The following is a 17,578-nucleotide window of genomic DNA, read 5'->3' as shown; positions in this document are numbered from 1 at the left end:
TTGATTCGTGGTGGGCGTCAGTGGTCCTGGCGGTAGCGCCGGAGCTTGTCGGGATCGATTTCTGCGCCGAGGCCAGCTCCGGGGCGGACGGTGAGTTCGCCGTCGGTGATGCACAGGGGCTCGGTGAGCAGGTCGTCGCTCATGTCGAGGAAGTTCGAGAGCTCGCCGGGGCGCCGGGACGTGAGCTCGTAGGCCGAGCCGAACGCGACCGTGCACAGCGAGCCGAGCTGGCCGTCGATCTGGTTGCCCATCACGACTTCCAGGCCGAGGCCTTCGGCGAGGTGGTGGGTGCGCTGCGAGCGGGTGAAGCCGGTGCGGGCGGTTTTGATGCTGATCGCGGTGGCGGATCCGCCGAGGACCTCGCGGGTGACGTCCGCCGGGGTCACCGCGGATTCGTCGGCGATGAACGGCACGTCGATCTGCCGGACGAGCCAACGCCGGCCGAGGACGTCATCGGCGGGGCACAGTTCCTCGGCGAAGAGCAGGTCGAGGTCGGCCATTTCCCGCATCGCGCGGGCGGATTCGGCGGCGGTCCAGCCGCGATTGCCGTCGATGTAGAGGTCGACGCTGTCGCCGAAATGCTCTCGCAACGCGCGTACGACGGCGGTGTCGAGCGAGGCCGGGCGGCGGCCGACCTTGACCTTGAACGTGGTGATGCCGTGGGTTTCGCGCATCCGCTGGGCCTCGGTCACCATCGCGGCGGGCTCGTCGAAGCCGAGCATGTGCGACACGCGCATCCGGTCGGTGTAGCCGCCCAGCAGTTCCGTCACCGACACGTCGAGGCTGCGCCCGAGGGCGTCCCAGATCGCCATGTCCACCGCCGATTTCGCGGTCGGGTTGCCGACCGTGCGGGCGAGCCGGGTGTGTACCGTTTCGCGATCGAGCAGGCTCAGCCCGACGACCTGCGGCGCGAACAGGGAGTCGATCACCGCGACGATCCCGGCCTGGGTCTCGCCGTAGGTGAACGGCCGCGGGGGAGCCTCGGCGACGCCGACGACGCCGTTGTCGGCGTGCACCCGCACGAGGACGTGCTCGGCGGCGTCCACCTCACCCGAAGCGAACCTCAGCGGTTTTCGGTAGGGGATGGCGAACGGAATCGCTTCGACGTGCGTGATCTTCATCAGGTGGCCCCTGTGGGTACTCGAACGGAAGGAAAGACGTCCTCGAGTTCGGTGAGGACGGTCGCGACCAGCGGGGACGGGCTCTCGCGGTGCCAAGCCAGGGCCAGCTCCACGGTCGCCGCGCCGGCGAGGTCCCGGAACACGACGCCTGCCAAGGGGAGTGCGCGGGCCGAGGCGGGCACCACGCCGACTCCCAGTCCACCCGCGACCAGCGCGAGCAATACCGCTGTTCCGGGCGCTTCGTGCAGCTGGTGAGGCGTGAGACCCGCTTCCCGGCAGCTGCGCGCGACGGCCTCGTACACGACCGAGTTGCGCCGGTCGTAGGTCACGAGCGGCTCGGCCCGCAGATCCGTCATCGCGACGACGGGCTCGACAGCCAGCCGATGGTCGGCGGGGACGGCGAGTACCAGCGGTTCGCTCTCGATCACCCGGAAGTCGATGTCGTCCCCGGTCACCGGGGGCCGGAGCACTCCGATCCCGAGCGTTCCGGTGCGCAGGTGCTCGCACTGCTCGGCGGTCAGGAGATCGGCGCGGACCTCCAGTTCCACCCGCGGCACCCGCTGGGCGAGCGCCCTGGCGAGATGAGGCAGGTGGGAGAACGCCGCCGTGCCGGTGAACCCGATCCTGAGCAGGCCCAGCTTGCCCTCACCGATCCGCCGGACTCCCCGCACGCCGACGTCCAGTCCCGCGAGCACACGTCGCGCTTCGGCCAGGAAGAACTCGCCCGCGGGTGTCACCCGGACCTGCCGGGTCGTCCGGGCCAGCAGGACGACGCCGAGTTCGTCCTCCAGCTGCCGGATGGTGTGCGAGAGCGCCGGCTGCGCGACGTGCAGCTGCTCGGCGGCCCTGCCGAAATGGCAGGTCTCGGCGACGGTGACGAAGTACCGCAGGTGTCGAAGTTCCATGAGACGCCTCCTTCCTTGTCCCTGTCGCCGATCTCCTCACGGTAGGAAGTGAAATCATCGAAGACAAAGACTTGATTCACCCTGATTGATAAACAGCGCTTATCAATAGCACCCTAGGTCAGGTCTAGGCAGATGTCGGGTGTGACCGGCGGCACCGCCTGTCAGGGTTCTTGGTCATGCCACGGCGAAACGAGTCGCAGGTGGCCGATCCGCGCCGCTGGAGGATCCATGACCGAGATGCTGGAGCACGTGTCCGCCGTCGTCGCCGACGCCGAGGCGGGCGTCTACCGCGCGAACCGGCGGCTCTTCGAACCCCGTCATGCGCTTGGTGGCGCGGGGTATGTCGAACAAGGAGGTCGCCGTGGAACTGTTCTTGTCCGGCAAGATCGTCCAGTACCCGCCTGACCGTTGAGGGGAGGGCCGAACGGATGCTTCAGCTGTAGGAGGGCGCGGCGGCGCCCAAGTACTCCAGGTACAGGTCCAGCGCCGCTTCGAGATGGTCCGCTGAGCCGGTGGACATCAGGATGGTGACGCCGCCCTGGATCGCGGCGATCAACGCGGCCGAGGCGCGGACCGGGTCGACGTCACGGCTGATGAACCCGTTCTCCCGCATGTGCTCGATGCCCGTCTGGACCTGCCGCTGCCACTGCTCCAGCAGTTGCCTGGTCACCGCCTGCGCGGCGGGCGTGTGCCTGCCGATCTCGGTGATCAGCACCCCGAGCGGGCAGTGCACACCTTGCCGCCGGTACCGCTCGACCACGACGTCACGCCACTGGCGCCACGCGTCCCACGAGGTCAGTTGCCCGAGATACGGCTGCTGGTCCTCGATGACCTGACCGGCCTCCCATTCGGCCACGGCCATCAGCAGCTGTTCCTTGCCCTCCGGGAAGTAGTGGAAGAGCTGGCTTTTGCCCGTTCCGCTCCGGCGGCCGATGTCGTCGAGGGTCGCCGCCCCCACGCCGCGGTCGCGGATCTCGTCGGCCGCGGCGTCGATGATCCGCTGCCGTGTCGCGGCGCCCTTCTTCGTGAGCATCAGGACCTCCCGAATGTACTTGCGGGTCCATTGTCGCAAGTCCGGCGATCGGGCGTGGCCATGGTTCCCGCTCAGCTCGATCGACGGCGCACCTGATAGCGCACGTGAAGGACCCGGTCGCCCTGAATCACCTCAGGATCCTCCAACAGATGCTGCGCGCGGACCGACCCGAAGTAGCGCTTGCCGGACCCGAACACGACCGGCACGACGTCCATGCGCACCTCGTCGACCAGGCCCGCGGCGAGCACCTGGCCACCGACGTCGCCGGCGGCGACCTCGACCACGCGGTCACCGGCGAGCTCCCGCGCCTTGGCCACGGCTGCTTCGACGCCGTCGACGAAGTGGAACGGCGCCGAGGGGTCCCAGCCCTCGGGCGCAGGCCGGTGCGTCACGACGACCACGTGGTCGATCCCGCTCGGGGGCTTCCCGTCCCAGCCGTCAGTCAGGTCGAAGACGTGGCGGCCGGCGATCGTCACCCCGATCCGATCCCAGTACGCCCGGGTGTAGTCGTAGGACGCCTGCGACACCTTGAGCGCTCCGCTCTCGTCCAACGGGACCTCGCCGCCGGACAACCAGTCGAACAGCGGTCCGGGCTGGTCATGCTCGTCCGCGATGAAGCCGTCCACCGACACCGAGCTGTACATGACCACCGTGCTCACGGGCACTCCTCTGCTTGGGGGTGTCCAAATTAGCGCGTCGTGAGCTTTCGCTCTTGTAAGAAATCAATCGGCGGGCAGCGGCCAGCCGTCCAGCGTGTGGCCGGGATGTTCGCGCAGGAACCGCCGCCGGACCTCGACGTACCGGGTCGGTGTGAGGCCGGTGAACGCCCGGAATTCGTGGCCGAAGTGGGCCTGGTCGAAGTAGCCTGCGCGACCGGCGAGGTCGCTCCAGTCGATCGGTTCGGCCGGGTCGATCGCGAACACGGTGGCGGCGAAGCGGTAGGTGCGGGCCAGCCGCTTCGGCGTGACGCCGACGAGTTCCTTGAACCGCCGCGCCAGATGAGTGCTGCTGACACCGGCTGCCGCGCCGAGGTCGCCGATCGCCACAGCTCCGCCGGCCGCCGTGATGACACCGCTCGTGTGGCGGACCAGCCCCAGGCCGGCGGTCTCGCGCAGGCGTCGCATGAGCTCGTCCTCCAGCAGCGTCAGCATCGCGTGCGGTCCGTCCGCCGTGGCCAGCCGGTCTCGCAGCTCGGCAACGGCGGCCCTGCCCCAGACCTGCTCCATCGTCACCGGCCGGTCGCACAGCTCGGCCGCGGGCATCGGCAGGAACGGCGCCGGCCCCCACGGCTTGAAGTGCACGCCGACGGACCGGGTCCGGGGCGGGTAGCCGAACTCGTACGCGCGGGTGGGCATGGTGATCACGCAGCCGTCGGCGTACTCGGCTGTCTCGATGTCGGTGGCCGCACGGATGCGGAACGGCTCCCCGAGGTTGACGATGAGCAGCGCCGACGGCCCCGGCGGCAGCGTCAGCCGGGCGTACGGCGGCGCGCCCTCCAGGTAGTAGAGGTCGTCGATCAGCCCGTCCAGGGGCGGTCGCGGCACTCGGGACACGTACTCCACGCGCACAGCATCGCCGACGCCCCGCCTGGATCGCACGCCGGCGGGCGCAAAGGCCCCGGGCACGGAATGTACTTGCGGGTACATTTTTCGCTCGGCATGCTCGGTCGAGCCAAGCGAATTCGGCCGTGTGAAGGGAAAACGATGGACGACCTCGCCCGCCTGGTGGCGACGGAGGACGTGCGGCGCGTGATGGCCCGCTACGTCCACAGCGCCGATCACCACCGATGGGACGATCTCGCGGCGCTCTTCCTGCCCGACGCGCCTTTCATCGCGTCCACAATGGACGGATCGGTGCAGGCGCGGATGACCGGCCGCGCCCAGATCGCGGATCAGCTCAAAGCGCGTAACCACCCGGATTCCGTGCTGGTACACCACTTGTTCTCCAGTGAGATCGACTTCGAGTCGGAGGATTCGGCCACCGGCGTCTGGGCCATGGAGGACATCGTCACCCGGCCGGCCGCCGAAGGCACCGGGATGCACGGCTACGGCCACTACCGGGTGCGCTTCACCCGTCTCGACGGGCGCTGGCTGATCGCCGAACTCCGCATCTCCAGGCTCCGTCTGGACCCGACCCGCTGAACCCCAAGGAGCATTGACATGACCGACACCCTCGAACCATTCGTCATCAACGTCGAGCAGGAGGTCCTCGACGACCTCCGCGCACGGCTGAAGGCGACCCGGTTCGCGCCCGATCTGGACAACGAAGACGAGGCTTTCGGGTTGAGTACCGCCTATCTCAGGCCGATCGTGGAGTACTGGGCCGACGGGTTCGACTGGCGGGCTGTCGAAGCCCGGCTGAACGGCTACTCACACCATCGCGTCGACGTCGGCGGCACGCCGGTGCACTTCATCCGCGAGCCGGGCAAGGGACCCGCGCCGATCCCGCTGCTGCTCATGCACGGCTGGCCGTGGACCTTTTGGGACTGGAGCAAGGTCATCCGCCCGCTCGCCGACCCGGGCGCGTACGGCGGCGACCCGGCTGACGCCTTCGACGTCATCGTGCCCTCGTTGCCCGGATTCGCCTTCTCCACTCCGCTGACCAACGGCAAGGAGAACTTCGTCAGCATGGCGGACCGGTTCCACACGCTGATGACCGACGTGCTCGGCCATCAGCGCTTCGGCGTCGGCGCGGCCGACTACGGCGCGCTCGTCGGGGCGCAACTCGGTCACAAGTACGCCGACTCGCTCCACGGTCTCCACCTCGGGAACGAGATGCTGCTGACGATCTTCCAGTGCGATCGCCACTGGGATCTGACCGGCGGCGCGCCGATCGACCGGCTGCCCGCCGGGGAGCGCGCCGACATGGTCGACTTCGTGAACACCTACGTGTCCCACGTCGCGGTGCACATGCTCGACGGACAGACGATCACGCACGGCCTGAACGATTCCCCGATCGGGATGCTCGCCTGGATCCTGAAGCGGTGGAAGAAATGGAGCGACCAGAACGGCGTGTTCGAGGACTCGTATCCGGTGGACCACATCCTCACCAACGCGACGATCTACTGGGTCAACCAAGCCATCGGGTCGTCGATCCGCGCTTACAAGAACGTCAACCGGCACCCGTGGCAGCCGTCGCACGACCGGACCCCGGCCGTCGAGGCGCCCACCGGATTCACCTTCCACCTGGGCGACGCGGCGCCTCCGGGAGCCCACGACCACGACCAGCGCGTCGCCGCGTTCAAGGAAGCCGCCGGTCACTTCTACGCCGACGTGCGTCAGGTGAACGTCCACGAGAAGGGCGGTCACTTCGGTCCGTGGGAGAACCCGGAGGCGTGGATCGACGATCTGCGCACCACGTTCCGCCCACTGCGCTGAGATCGGTCCGTGTCACGCCAGGCGGAGCTTCGCAGGGACCAAGGTCCCCGGCCGAGTGATCCGAAGATCCCTTGGTGCCGCACTTCGTTCCCGGCAGTATCGGAAACAGATCGGTCGTGGCCGTATCAGTGCCTTCGCGAGGACCGGTCTTCTTCCCGAAGAAGGAGAATTCCTTGCTGTCACCAGCCTCCGCCGCGGTGGTTCGTGCCACCTTGCCCGTCGTACGAGCGCACGCCGTGGAGATCACCGGTGAGTTCTACTCGTCGATGTTCTCCGCGCATCCGGAACTGCTCGATCTGTTCAACCAGGGCAATCAGGCCGATGGCAGGCAGCAGCTCGCGCTGGCCTCGGCCGTGGTCGGCTTCGCCGAATGCCTGATCGGTGACGAAGGGGCGCCGTTCGAGCGAGTCGCCGAGCGGATCGTCCACAAGCACGTTTCGCTGGGTATCCGGGCCGAGCAGTACCCGATCGTCGGTCACCACCTGCTCACCGCCGTCGGGACCGTACTCGGCGCAGCGGTCACGCCTGACGTCTTCGCGGCGTGGCACGAGGTGTACTGGCTGCTCGCTTGCCGGCTGATCGCGGCCGAAGCCCGCCTCTACCAGCGTGGCGACCTCGACCCCGCCGACCTCTGGCGCCGCTGGCGCGTGGCCAAACGCCTGGACGAAGCCGTCGATGCGGTCTCGTTCACCCTGGTGCCCGATGACGGCGCGGCCGTGCCGCATTTCCTGCCGGGTCAGTACGTGTCGGTCATGGTCGAGCTGCCTGATGGCCGTCGTCAGCCTCGCCAGTACTCGCTGTCGCACGGTCCCGGGCGGGGTTCGCTGCGGATCACCGTCCGCCGGGTTCGCGGCCACGAGGGTTCCCCGGCAGGCGCGGTGTCCAACCACCTCCACGATCACGTGACCGAGGACGACGTTCTGCTGCTCGGGCCGCCCGCGGGGGAGACGACGCTCGACACCGGTGACGGACCGGTGCTCCTGGTCAGTGCCGGCATCGGGATCACGCCGATGGCGGCCATGCTCGACCATCTCGCGCGCACCCAGCCGACCCGGCGGATCGTGCTCGCCCACGCCGACCGTTCACCGGCTCACCACGCGTTCCGCCGTGAATGTGCCCAGACGGCGACCGGTCTGGGCGAGGTGGACGAACTGTACTGGTACGAAAGTGACCACGACGACGACTCGCGACCTGGGCGGATGGACGTCGACGCGCTGCCGTTACAGCCGGACTCCATCGCCTACCTGTGCGGCCCTTTGCCGTTCATGCAAGGCATCCGAGCCGGGCTGATCCGTCGCGGTCTGCCTGCCGACCGCGTCCGCTACGAGGTCTTCGGCCCCGGGATGCTCGACCGGGACTGACCGCTCGACTAGAGCGGGGAGCGGAACGGCTCTGCTCCGGTGGGCGTGGGGATACTCAGGATCCCCACGCCCGTGCGAGCTACGGCTTGATGTAGAGGTCCCACGACCAGGTCGACGCGGAGCAGAAGTAAGCCGACCAGCGACCGTTCTGCTGGCCGGAGTAACCGTTGATCCGGCAGTCGCCCTCTGTCGACCAGCTGGACTCGTAGTGATACCTCGGGTCGACGCCCGCGCTGGCAGGCTGCGCGAACGCGATCGTCGACGCCAGCGCGCCCACGACTGCGGCTGTTGCCGCGATCTTCGTCTTCACTTGTGTATCCCCAGTTCTCTCTTGAAACACGTGCACGCACAAACAACCACGAAACGGACATGCTTGTCCTGCGAACGGCTGAATTCGACGTGTCGCCGACGACTCGGGGAGGCCTAGTCGTCCGGTCCGCGCAAGGTCAGGACGACCCGGAGGACGTGCTCGACCGCGGCGGGGAAGGCGGCTCCGCGTAGTTCACCGCGGCTGGCGAGAGTGAGACCGGCGAAGTCCAGCATCCGGTCTTCGCCGAGGCGTCGGACGGTCAGGGTGGCCACTTCCTCGAGGTCGAGGCCGGGATTGTCCAGGCGGGTCAACGCGAACTCGATGAGCAGCTGTTCGTCCGTCACGTCACCACCTCCCGTCCGGTCCAGAGTACGGGGAGCCCTTGCACGTGCATCCATGACGGAGCCGTGGAGTGAAGAAACCTTGCAAAGAGCGAGCAGAAGTCCCGTGTCCCGCAGAACTCCCCATCACGAACGTTTTGCGGATCGAAGGGATTTCAGAATGCTGCCCTGGTTCTTCGGCGGATTCGCCGTGTTCTTCGCCGTGCTGATCGGCTGTGCGACTCACGGCGCACTGTTCCGGCCGGATGAGCGGCACCGCGCGGATGCTTTCCGCGTGCTCAGGTTCGTCTGGGGTACCGCGACCGGCGGCTTCGTCGCGCTCGCGATCCAGCTCAGGAATCTCGGGGTCATCTAGCACGTCGACACTGGTTGCGTCGGCCCGAGGCCCTGCCGGTCGCGCCTCACATCCGGCAGGGCCACGTCGTCGTGGTGGCGAGACCGAACACCCCACCCCCGCGAGGAGTTCCACCATGACGGCCATGACCACCTTCACCGAACTGACCGGTGACTACCGGCTGGACGTCGCCCGGACGACGCTCGGCTTCGTCGCGCGGCACACCATGGCCAGCCGGGTGACCGGCCATTTCGACGAGGTCGAAGGCAGCGTCCGCCTCGACGGCGGCGAACCGTCGAGGTCCGGTGTCCGGTTCACCGTGAAGGCCGCGAGCATCGACACCGGGAACGCGCGACGCGACGGTCAACTCCGCAAGGCGTTTCTCGACGCGGAGAGCCACCCGACGATCACCTTCGTCTCGACCGGGATCCGGCACCTCGGCGGCACCCGGTTCGAGGTCGCCGGGGACTTGGCCATTCGAGGTGTGACCAACCCCGTTCGCGGCATCGTCGTCGAACTGGTCGACACCGCCGCGTCCCGGGTGGCCTTCGCGGGCAGCGTCACGGTCGATCGTCATCAGTGGGGCGTGAACCAGAACTTCGCGACCAGGCTCATGGTCAGCTCGAAGGTGACGCTGCGGTTCACCGTCGCGGTGACGATCGGCCGCTGACCGGACATCGCCTCATCGCGCGACGGCCGCGTACTCCTTCAAGACCAGGGCGTTCGCGGCTTCGCGGACCGGGCGGGCCATTTGTTCGAGGACCCGGTTGCGGCCGGGGAGGTACGGCATGAGCTTGATCAGCCGGGTGTTGATCCACGCGAACATCCGCGATCGCGGGATGATCCCGCGCAATGCCGTCTCGGCCAAGGCCTGGTTCTTCTCGATGTAGGGCCGCATCTCGGTCTCGTACCGGGAGAACGCCACCGGGAAGTCCCCTGACGCGGCCGCGAGTTCGCCTGCCAGGACGTAGGCGCCGGCCAGGGCGAGGCTCGTGCCCTGGCCCGATGCCGGGGACGCGCAGTAACCCGCGTCGCCGACGAGAGTGACGCGGCCTGTCGAAAGACGGTCCAGGTGGATCTGGCAGACCGGGTCGAAGTAGAAGTCGTCGGCTTGACGCATCGAGTCGAGCAGTTCCGGGATTTCCCAGCCCAGGTCGGCGAACTGCGCGCCCACGAAGTCCTTCTGGCTTTCGACGTCCCGGTGGTCGCAGGTCAGCGGCGCGCTGAACCAGAACGCGGCCTTCGCGTCGTCGGCGCGGGCGGTGCTGTAGACGTTGACCATCTTGCCCGCCGCCGCCGAGTGAAGCAGCTCCCAGCGGTCCAGCGTGAACGTGTTGGGCACGGTCGAGATCGAGATGTAGGCGTCGAATCGGCGCAGGTAGTCCTCTTCCGGGCCGAACGCCAGCGCGCGGACCCCGGAATGCAGGCCGTCCGCGCCGACGACCAGATCGAACCGGCGCGGCTCGCCGTGGGCGAAGGTCACCAGCACCCCGTCGTCCCGGTGGTCGAGGCCGGTGATCCAGTCACCGAAGAGGTATTCGGTGTCGTCGCGGGTGTGCTCGTACAGGATCTTCGCGAGGTCACCGCGCAGGATCTCGGTGTCGTCGCCGTGTCGGAAGCCGAAGGTGTCGGCGTCCAGCGTCGCGATCTCCTTGCCGCGCTTGTTCACGAACGCCGCTCCCCGCATGTCGGTGCTCGTCGCCTGCACGCGTTCGAGCAGACCCATCCGGCGGACCACGTCGACGGCGACACCGCGGATGTCGACCTTGTAGCCACCCTCGCGCAGGCTCGGGGCCCGTTCGACGATGGTCGGGCGGAAGCCGTGATGGTTCAGCCACCAGGCGAGGGCGGGGCCGGCGACACTGGCGCCGGAGATGAGGATTTCGCGGTTCGTCGTCATGTCCGGCAGCGTGGACGACGCCGCTGACCGATCACGAACCGAGCGTGAACCGCCGCTGACCGGTCGTCCGGATCGCCTGTTCAGGGGGTGTTTCGCGACCGCGTTCGAAGGCCTCGGCGTACTTGTCCGTGCCGATGCGCGCCTGCACCCGTGTCGTGACGGCGTCGACCTCGGGGTTCCCGATGACCGGCGCTCCGCGCAGGCCGACGGCGACGCCGAGCAGGAACGCGGCCCGCTCGTCTTCGCCCCGTTCCGCGAGGACCCCGGCCAGTCCGTCGATCGCCTGGGCCGCACCCGGCAGGTTCGCGTACTCGATCGCGGTGGCGAGCGCCTCCTGGTGCAGCTCGGTCGCCTCGTCGAGGTTCCCCTCGGCCGCCGCTGTCCAGCCGAAGCCGGTGTACAGGTGGATCCGTGTTTCCCCACCGGTCACCGGATCGACGGTCAGGCCGAGCGCGGAGCCGTACCACCGCCGGGCCGCGTCGAGGTCGCCGGAATACCGGGCGATCTCGCCCAGCCCGCCCCGGGCCCGTGCGAGCGTCAAGGGTGTCCCTGCGACGCGGGCCTGCACGGCGGCGGCTTCGTAGTCGGTCCTGGCTGCTTCGACGTCCCCGGCCCGAAGCACGCCCTCGGCGCGGCGGCAGAGCAGGTCGGCGGTGTCTTCGACGGCGCCGAGTGCGTCGGCCAGCCGGATCGACTCGTCCATCAGATCGCGGAACCGTGAGTGGTCGCCGCGCCAATCCGCGAACTCCGCGAGCTTCTCCAGTGCGCTCGCCTGGCCCCAACGGTCGCCCAAATCGCGGAATCCGTCCCTCGCCGCAGAAAAGTGGGACTCGGCTTCGGTGATCCGCCCGCGGTACTGCGCGCCGAGGCCGTCACCTATCCGTGCGAACGCCTGCGACCAGGCGTCGGGGCCGATCCGCGCGGCGAGCCGTCCGCCTTCCTTCGCCTTGGTGCGTGGCGAAAACGCCCACAGCAGGAAGAGATACGGGTGGCGCAGCGGTTCGTCGGACGACCGCAGGATCGGTTCGATGTCCACGTCCGTGGCCGACGCGTGGATCAGGCAGAGGACGTACTCCTCGGCCAGCCCCGGCGGCGGTTCCGGGCCGAGGGCGGCGAGAACGGCGTCCGCGAACGGGGTCGCTTGGTTCCGCAGCCCGCGCAGCCACCAGTACCAGGTCAAGGACGCGATGAGGCGTAGCGCGGTTTCCGGCGCTTCGGTGACGCTCCAGCTCAGCGCGGCCTGGAGGTCGGCGTGCTCGGCGGCCAGCTCCGCCAACGTCTTCACCTGGTCCGCGCCGCGCAGTTTCGGCTCGGCCGCGCGGGCGAGATCGAGGAAGTACTTCGCGTGCGCCGCACGCCGGTCTTCGCCCTGTTCGCCGCAGAACGCCCGGATGGTCTCCAACATCCGGTAGCGGCCACCGTCGAATTCGACGAGGGACTTCTCGACGAGTCCGGCGAGCAGACCATCTGTGTCAGGGATCGAGCAGACTCGCTCGACCGCCGTGAGCCGGGCCCCGCCCGCGAACACCGCGAACCGGCCGGCCAGCAGCCGTTCCTCGGGCTCCAGGAGGTTCCAGCTCCATTCGACGACACCACGCAGTGTCCGGTGCCGCGGCTCGGCGGTCCGTTCGCCGCGGGACAGCAGCCGGAAACGGTCGTCGAGCCGGTCGGCGACGTCGTCCGCGGACATCGAACGCAGGCGTCCGGCGGCGAGCTCGATCGCCAGGGGCAGGCCGTCGAGTGCGGCGCAGATCCGCTTGACCGCGGCCGGGGCCGGAACGGCATCAGGTGCCACCGCCGCGGCCCTTTCGGCGAAGAGCCGCTCGGCCTGTTCGGTGGCCAGCGCGCCGACCGGTATCAGCGCCTCGCCGGTCAAGCCCAGTGCCTCGCGGCTGGTGGCGAGCACGCGCAGGCCCGCGCACTCGCCGAGGAGCCGCCGGACCAACCCCGCGACCTCGGCGACGACGTGTTCGCAGTTGTCGAGAATCAGGAGCAGCGGTCTGTCGGCGAGCCCTGCGGCCAGGCGATCGGCAGGCTCCGGTGCCGCGCCCGGCACGAATACGCCTTGTTCGCGCAGCCCCAGGGCGGAGAGCGCCGCACGCGCCACCTCGGTCGTCGTCGCCAGCTCGACGAAGCACACTTCGCCCGACACTCGTGCCGAGGCTGCGACAGCCAATCGTGTCTTGCCCGCGCCACCCGGGCCGGTGAGCGTGACCAGCCGGGAATCACGCAAGGCTTCCGCGAGCCGGCCGAGTTCTCCGTCGCGGCCGACCAGGCCGGTGAGCGGTACCGGCACCCGCCGGACCGGAGCAGGCGTGGCGCCGCGAAGGGCGGCCATGTGCGCGTCCGCGAGTTCCGCCCCTGGTTCGGCGCCGAGCTCGTCGCCGAGGCGTTCGCGGATCTCGGCGAACACCGCCAACGCCTCGGCGGAACGGCCGCTGCCGTTCAACGCTCGCATGAGCTGCCCGGTGAGCCGCTCACGTAGCGGGTGTTCACGGGTGAGCTCGCGAAGTTCAGCGACGAGCCGTTCGTGGTGACCGAGCGTCAACCGCACCTCGGCGTGGTCCTCCAGGGCTGCCAGACGCGCCTCGGCCAGCCGGGCCGCGCTCGGCGTGTCCGCGAGCCCGTCGAGCGCGGGTCCCCGCCAGAGCGCCGACGCCTCGGCGAACAACGCGTGCGCGACAGCCGGATCCGCGGTCTCCCGCGCCCGGCCGGTGAGCCGTTCGAACCGGTGGACATCGACGTCCTGGGGATCGACGGCCAGCCGGTACCCGGCGGGGGTGAATTCGATCAGGCCGTCGCGTGCGCCGCCGTCCCGCAGGCGACGTCGAAGCCGCGAGATCTGGGACTGGAGCGCCTCGGCGGCGCCCTCGGGCGGACTATCCCCGTACAGCCCGTCTATCAGCCGCTCGGCGGAGACGACACGAGCGGCGTCCAGAGCGAGGAGCGCGAGCAACCCGCGAAGCTGAGGACCGCCGAGAGCCACCAGGCTCCCGTCAGGACGGCGGGCTTCGATCGGCCCGAGAATGGCGAACTGCACGCAGCAGATTCTGCTGTAAGCCGAGTCGGAAGCCACCGGGTCTCCCTCACCGGCCGTCCGGGTTCTGTCGGACCGCTGGAATATGGTGCCGCTCATCGAAGGATGGGGGTGTTCATGAACGGCACAAGGCCGGGCGAGACGGTCTTCGAGATCGACGAAGCGCTGCACGCGCACGTCCACGTCCGCCGCGGCGGGCGGGTCCGAACGCCCGTGACCCTCGATCCCGACGCCGCGGGTCTGCTGAGATCGGCTGCCGGCCGCGGGACGGGGGTCGCGGCGGAGTTGCTGGCCGAGCCCACGTCGGCGCCGTTGGCCGTCGAGGCAGGCCGGGCGTACCTGGCGGGCGAGGTGACGCCACTGGGCGCGGCGGTGCTGGCCGATTCGCTGGAGTTCGAGGCACTGGTGAGTTCCGGCGCCGCCGCGATCCCGTTCGACAAGATCGATCGGATCGCCGACGCCTGGGTCGTCGAGCATGGGCTGTCGTTCGTGGTCCAGGCGGCGGTGGAGCTCTCCCGGCTGAGTGTGCACCGGTCGCATTCGCCTACCCGCTCGGCGCCGTCCGTGGCCTCGCTTGTTCTCGCGAGCGGGGGCTCCTCTCACCAGCAGCTGAACGGCTACAACCTCCTTCGTCGGCTCAGGACGATCCTCGCCGAGGCAACGGATGAGGATCACGCGACGGTGGCCGAAGCCGTCGCCTCGTACCGGACGAACCTTTCCGCGAAGCTCGTCGTCTCGTACCTCATGCCGACGCGGCTCGACTGGGTTGGCGAACTGCTCGACGATTGGGCGAACCGGCCGTCCGGTCATGGCGACGACAGGGCGCTCTTGCTCATCGTCAGCACCATCGAACAGGTGGAAGCCCTCGGCTCGAATCTGGCGTGGCGGCTGAGCGACGATCAGGTACGAGGCACGTTGCTGGACGTGCTGGGCACCTCGATCGCTCCGGCGCTCGCACGAGCCCTCGACGACGACCCGCAAGGCGGTGACAGCCGCAGACTGGTGCTCGGCATCCTCGCGGGGCTGCCCACGGACGAGGCGATGGAGCTGCTGGTGGACCGGCTCGGGCGGAAGTTCGTCCACGGGACGGTCGTCGCCGTGGCGAAGCGGTATCCAGCCCGTGCCCTGCGAGTTCTTTCCGCGGCCGCGAGCAGCGGCTCGGAACACGCAGGACTGCTGCTGAGGGCACATGCCGCGGCCCATCCGGATCTGCCGGGGGACCTCGCGGCGGAACTCTCGTCCGACCAGGTCGCGGCGATCGAGCAGGCCACTTCCAACGCCGGGCTGCTCCCGGAAGCCCCCGCCGCCACCTTGCCGAAGCCGCTGGCCGAGCCTCCCTGGACGGGTCAGCGAGTGACAGCGAAGCAGGTCGTCCTCAAAGGACTAGAGCCGCCGTCGATCCGGTCGATCGTCTGGTCCGGTGAGGACGAACGCGCACGATGGGCGGGCAGGCGGCGCGTCGTGGAGCAGGACTGGTCCAGGACCGTGGGGTGGTTCCGCCGCGGCGACCTCCGCTCCTGGAACGAGCAGAAGCTCTTCCTCGACGGACCGGAGGAGGTGGTCCGGCCGTTGCTCGCCGACTGGCGGCCCGCCGATGCCTGGGGAGAGGACGGCTGGCTCAAGGCCCTGGTGGCCCGTTTCGAACTCGACGCTCTCCCCGTCGTCCTGCACGTCGCCCGGACGAACCCGGCACAAGCAGGCGAAGCGCTGCTCCCGTTCGTCGACCAGCGAGTCGCCGAGTTGATGGCCGATTGGCATCTTCGCCTCAAATCGGTCCACGCGATCGCCTCGGCCTGGCTCGAAAGGCACGCCGAAAACGCGATCGGGCTGCTCATCCCGTCGGCTCTCGGTCAACGCGGTGCGGCGCGCCTCGCCGCCGAGTCGGCGTTGCGCTCCCTGATGGCCCGGCACGGCGATCATCTCCGGGAGACGGCTGATGGCTACGGCCCACGCGCCCGCGAAGCGATCGACGCTCTCATCGCGACCGACCCGCTCGACATCCTCCCGGCGAAGGTGCCGGTACCCGGCTCGTGGGCGGATCCGGTGCTGCTCCCGCAAATCCGGATCCGTGGCACCGAGCAGGCGTTGCCCGCCGTCGCGGTGAACCACGTCCTCACCATGTTCGCACTGTCCAAACCGGACGATTTCTACGCCGGTGTCCCGATCGTGCGGGAGTTCTGCGACCCACGCTCGCTGACGGACTTCGCCTGGGACCTGTTCGAACTGTGGCAGCTGGCTGACTTCCCGCCGAACGACGGCTGGGTGCTCACGATGTCGGGGTTGCTGGGCGACGACCGGGTGGCCCGCGGGCTCGCCGTGAAGATCCGGGACTGGCCGGGGGACGGCGGGCACGCCCGCGCGGTGGCCGGGCTCGACGTGCTGGCGGCGATCGCCTCCGACGTCTCGCTGATGCAGCTGAACTCGATCGCCCAGAAGGTGAAGTTCAAAGGCCTCAAGCAGCGCGCCCAGGAGAAGATCGGTGCGCTGGCCGCCGAACTCGGTCTGAGCGCCGAGCAGCTCGCGGACAGGTTGGTGCCGGCGTTCGGGCTCGACGAAGCGGCGACGGCCGTCATCGACTACGGCATACGGCGGTTCGTGATCGGTTTCGACGAGCAACTCAAGCCCTTCGTGACCGACGAGGGCGGGAAACCGCTGAAGGCACTGCCGAAACCCGGCGCCCACGACGATTCCGAGCTCGCTCCCGCCGAGTACAAGCGGTTCGGCGCGTTGAAGAAGGACGTCCGGACGGTGGCGGTGGACGAGATCGCCCGGCTCGAAAGGGCGATGGTGGCCGGGCGCAGGTGGAACGCGACCGAGTTCCACGAGCTCATCCTCGGGCATCCGTTGCTGTGGCACCTGGCCCGGCGCCTGGTCTGGCGGACTTCGGCGGGAGAGGGGTTCCGAGCGGCCGAGGACCGCTCGTTCACCGACGCGGCGGGCGATGTCTTCGTCCTGCCCGACGACGTCGAGGTCGGTGTCGCCCATCCGTTGGAGCTCGCGGAAGACCTCACCATCTGGACCGAGATCTTCGCCGCCCACGAGATCGTCCAGCCGTTCCCTCAGCTCGCCCGCCCGACGTACAGCCTCGATGACGGTGAGCGGACGGAGACCAGGCTGAAGCGTTTCGAGGGCGTGACGGTGCCGGTCGGCAAACTGCTCGGCCTCACCAAACGCACCTGGGAGCGATGCCCGCCGCAGGACAACGGTGCCGAGCCGTGGCTGATCCGGCGGGTGCCCGGAGGCGGCTCGGTCTGTGTGGGGCTGGAGCCGGGAATCATGGTCGGCATGGTCGCCGAGGAACCGGAGCAGACCTTGACGGAGATCTGGCTTTCCGAGACCGAAGACGGATTCTGGCGGCCAAGAGATACCAGGGTCTTCGGCGAACTGGATTCGATCACCGCTTCCGAACTGCTCGCCGAACTCGCCGAGCTGATGCCCTGACGGCCAGGGCTTCAGGGGGCTTTCAAGCCTTCGTGGATCTGATTCGGTCGGTGGCCGGGGTTCGGTGGATTCTGATCGGAGAAGTATTCGGGGCGCCTTCTTCGAAATGCGTATAAGAGGTGAGGGTCGGTCGATAGAAAAACAGATCAAAAGGGGTCCGCGCGCTCACTCGAACGGTGGTACCTGAGCCCAGGAGGCGCTGTTCTACTGGTGTGGTTCCGGTCAAGGTCCAGGGGGTACGACGGAACCTGGGGAGAAGTCAACGGGGGAGAATACCTCTGCAGTTCGTCATTGGTTGAGCTGCGCGCTTTGCTCACCTTTCGCGCGACGGCGGTGCATGCCCGCCGGTTGACGCACGGCCGGATTCGAATGGCCCGAGTTTCCCGCGCACGACACTTTCTCGTCCTGTGATAAACGA

General features: G+C 68.7%; 16 protein-coding genes. 7 read left to right on the top strand and 9 right to left on the bottom strand.

Annotation, left to right across the window (positions count from 1 at the left end):
- Positions 1-17: 17 nt before the first annotated feature.
- Together AB0N89_RS01460 and AB0N89_RS01455 are read right to left on the bottom strand one after the other, a co-directional pair.
- Complete coding sequence (locus AB0N89_RS01460; protein WP_364199001.1) at positions 18-1,121, bottom strand: enolase C-terminal domain-like protein; 1,104 nt, start codon at positions 1,119-1,121, stop codon at positions 18-20.
- Positions 1,121-2,026: a LysR substrate-binding domain-containing protein gene (locus AB0N89_RS01455; RefSeq protein WP_364198999.1), complete on the bottom strand. Its 906-nt coding sequence runs from the start codon at positions 2,024-2,026 to the stop codon at positions 1,121-1,123. The genes AB0N89_RS01460 and AB0N89_RS01455 overlap by 1 nt, the downstream gene beginning before the upstream one ends.
- Before the next feature lie 319 nt (positions 2,027-2,345).
- Between AB0N89_RS01455 and AB0N89_RS01450 the strand changes: the two genes are divergently transcribed.
- The gene (locus AB0N89_RS01450; RefSeq protein WP_364198997.1) at positions 2,346-2,438 is read left to right on the top strand and encodes a hypothetical protein; all 93 of its coding nucleotides are present in this window, start codon (positions 2,346-2,348) and stop codon (positions 2,436-2,438) included.
- A gap of 21 nt (positions 2,439-2,459) precedes the next feature.
- On the opposite strand, the gene AB0N89_RS01445 is transcribed toward AB0N89_RS01450, so the two are convergent.
- The 3 genes from AB0N89_RS01445 to AB0N89_RS01435 form a co-directional block, all read right to left on the bottom strand.
- Complete coding sequence (locus AB0N89_RS01445) at positions 2,460-3,059, bottom strand: TetR/AcrR family transcriptional regulator (protein ID WP_364198996.1); 600 nt, start codon at positions 3,057-3,059, stop codon at positions 2,460-2,462.
- Between the two features lie 71 nt (positions 3,060-3,130).
- Positions 3,131-3,718, bottom strand: a complete 588-nt coding sequence (locus tag AB0N89_RS01440) for a dihydrofolate reductase family protein (protein WP_364198994.1) — start codon at positions 3,716-3,718, stop codon at positions 3,131-3,133.
- Positions 3,719-3,781: 63 nt separating this feature from the next.
- The gene (locus tag AB0N89_RS01435; protein ID WP_364198992.1) at positions 3,782-4,603 is read right to left on the bottom strand and encodes a helix-turn-helix domain-containing protein; all 822 of its coding nucleotides are present in this window, start codon (positions 4,601-4,603) and stop codon (positions 3,782-3,784) included.
- 159 nt (positions 4,604-4,762) lie between these two features.
- On the opposite strand from AB0N89_RS01435, the gene AB0N89_RS01430 reads away from it, so the two are divergent.
- The 3 genes from AB0N89_RS01430 (at position 4,763) to AB0N89_RS01420 (ending at position 7,797) form a co-directional block, all read left to right on the top strand.
- Complete coding sequence (locus AB0N89_RS01430; RefSeq protein ID WP_364198990.1) at positions 4,763-5,200, top strand: nuclear transport factor 2 family protein; 438 nt, start codon at positions 4,763-4,765, stop codon at positions 5,198-5,200.
- An 18-nt stretch (positions 5,201-5,218) separates the two neighbouring features.
- Positions 5,219-6,436, top strand: a complete 1,218-nt coding sequence (locus tag AB0N89_RS01425) for an epoxide hydrolase family protein (protein WP_364198988.1) — start codon at positions 5,219-5,221, stop codon at positions 6,434-6,436.
- Between the two features lie 173 nt (positions 6,437-6,609).
- Positions 6,610-7,797 carry a globin domain-containing protein gene (locus AB0N89_RS01420; RefSeq protein ID WP_364198986.1) on the top strand — a complete coding sequence of 396 codons (1,188 nt, stop codon included), beginning with the start codon at positions 6,610-6,612 and terminating at the stop codon, positions 7,795-7,797.
- A gap of 79 nt (positions 7,798-7,876) precedes the next feature.
- Here AB0N89_RS01420 and AB0N89_RS01415 read toward each other — a convergent pair whose 3' ends face one another.
- Positions 7,877-8,107 (bottom strand): hypothetical protein, encoded by a 231-nt coding sequence (locus AB0N89_RS01415; RefSeq protein ID WP_364198984.1) that lies wholly within the window; start codon positions 8,105-8,107, stop codon positions 7,877-7,879.
- 113 nt (positions 8,108-8,220) lie between these two features.
- Entirely contained in the window at positions 8,221-8,451 is a 231-nt protein-coding gene (locus AB0N89_RS01410) for a hypothetical protein (protein WP_364198982.1), read from the bottom strand.
- A gap of 157 nt (positions 8,452-8,608) precedes the next feature.
- Between AB0N89_RS01410 and AB0N89_RS01405 the strand changes: the two genes are divergently transcribed.
- On the top strand, positions 8,609-8,803 hold the full coding sequence (locus AB0N89_RS01405; protein WP_364198980.1) for a hypothetical protein: 195 nt from the start codon (positions 8,609-8,611) through the stop codon (positions 8,801-8,803).
- Positions 8,804-8,918: 115 nt separating this feature from the next.
- Positions 8,919-9,452 carry a YceI family protein gene (locus tag AB0N89_RS01400; protein ID WP_364198978.1) on the top strand — a complete coding sequence of 178 codons (534 nt, stop codon included), beginning with the start codon at positions 8,919-8,921 and terminating at the stop codon, positions 9,450-9,452.
- 12 nt (positions 9,453-9,464) lie between these two features.
- Here AB0N89_RS01400 and AB0N89_RS01395 read toward each other — a convergent pair whose 3' ends face one another.
- Both AB0N89_RS01395 and AB0N89_RS01390 read right to left on the bottom strand, forming a co-directional pair.
- Positions 9,465-10,682, bottom strand: coding sequence for an FAD-dependent monooxygenase (locus AB0N89_RS01395; protein ID WP_364198976.1), 1,218 nt, complete (start codon positions 10,680-10,682; stop codon positions 9,465-9,467).
- Between the two features lie 31 nt (positions 10,683-10,713).
- Positions 10,714-13,722, bottom strand: a complete 3,009-nt coding sequence (locus tag AB0N89_RS01390; RefSeq protein ID WP_364198974.1) for a BTAD domain-containing putative transcriptional regulator — start codon at positions 13,720-13,722, stop codon at positions 10,714-10,716.
- Between the two features lie 114 nt (positions 13,723-13,836).
- Between AB0N89_RS01390 and AB0N89_RS01385 the strand changes: the two genes are divergently transcribed.
- The gene (locus AB0N89_RS01385) at positions 13,837-17,160 is read left to right on the top strand and encodes a DUF4132 domain-containing protein (protein WP_364198973.1); all 3,324 of its coding nucleotides are present in this window, start codon (positions 13,837-13,839) and stop codon (positions 17,158-17,160) included.
- Positions 17,161-17,578 lie beyond the last annotated feature (418 nt).

It is taken from the genome of Amycolatopsis sp. NPDC089917, from assembly GCF_040684635.1.
In the GTDB taxonomy this organism is placed as follows: domain Bacteria; phylum Actinomycetota; class Actinomycetes; order Mycobacteriales; family Pseudonocardiaceae; genus Amycolatopsis.
The sequence above is the reverse complement of the archived record's forward strand: the minus strand, read 5'-3'. Positions and strand labels throughout refer to the sequence as shown.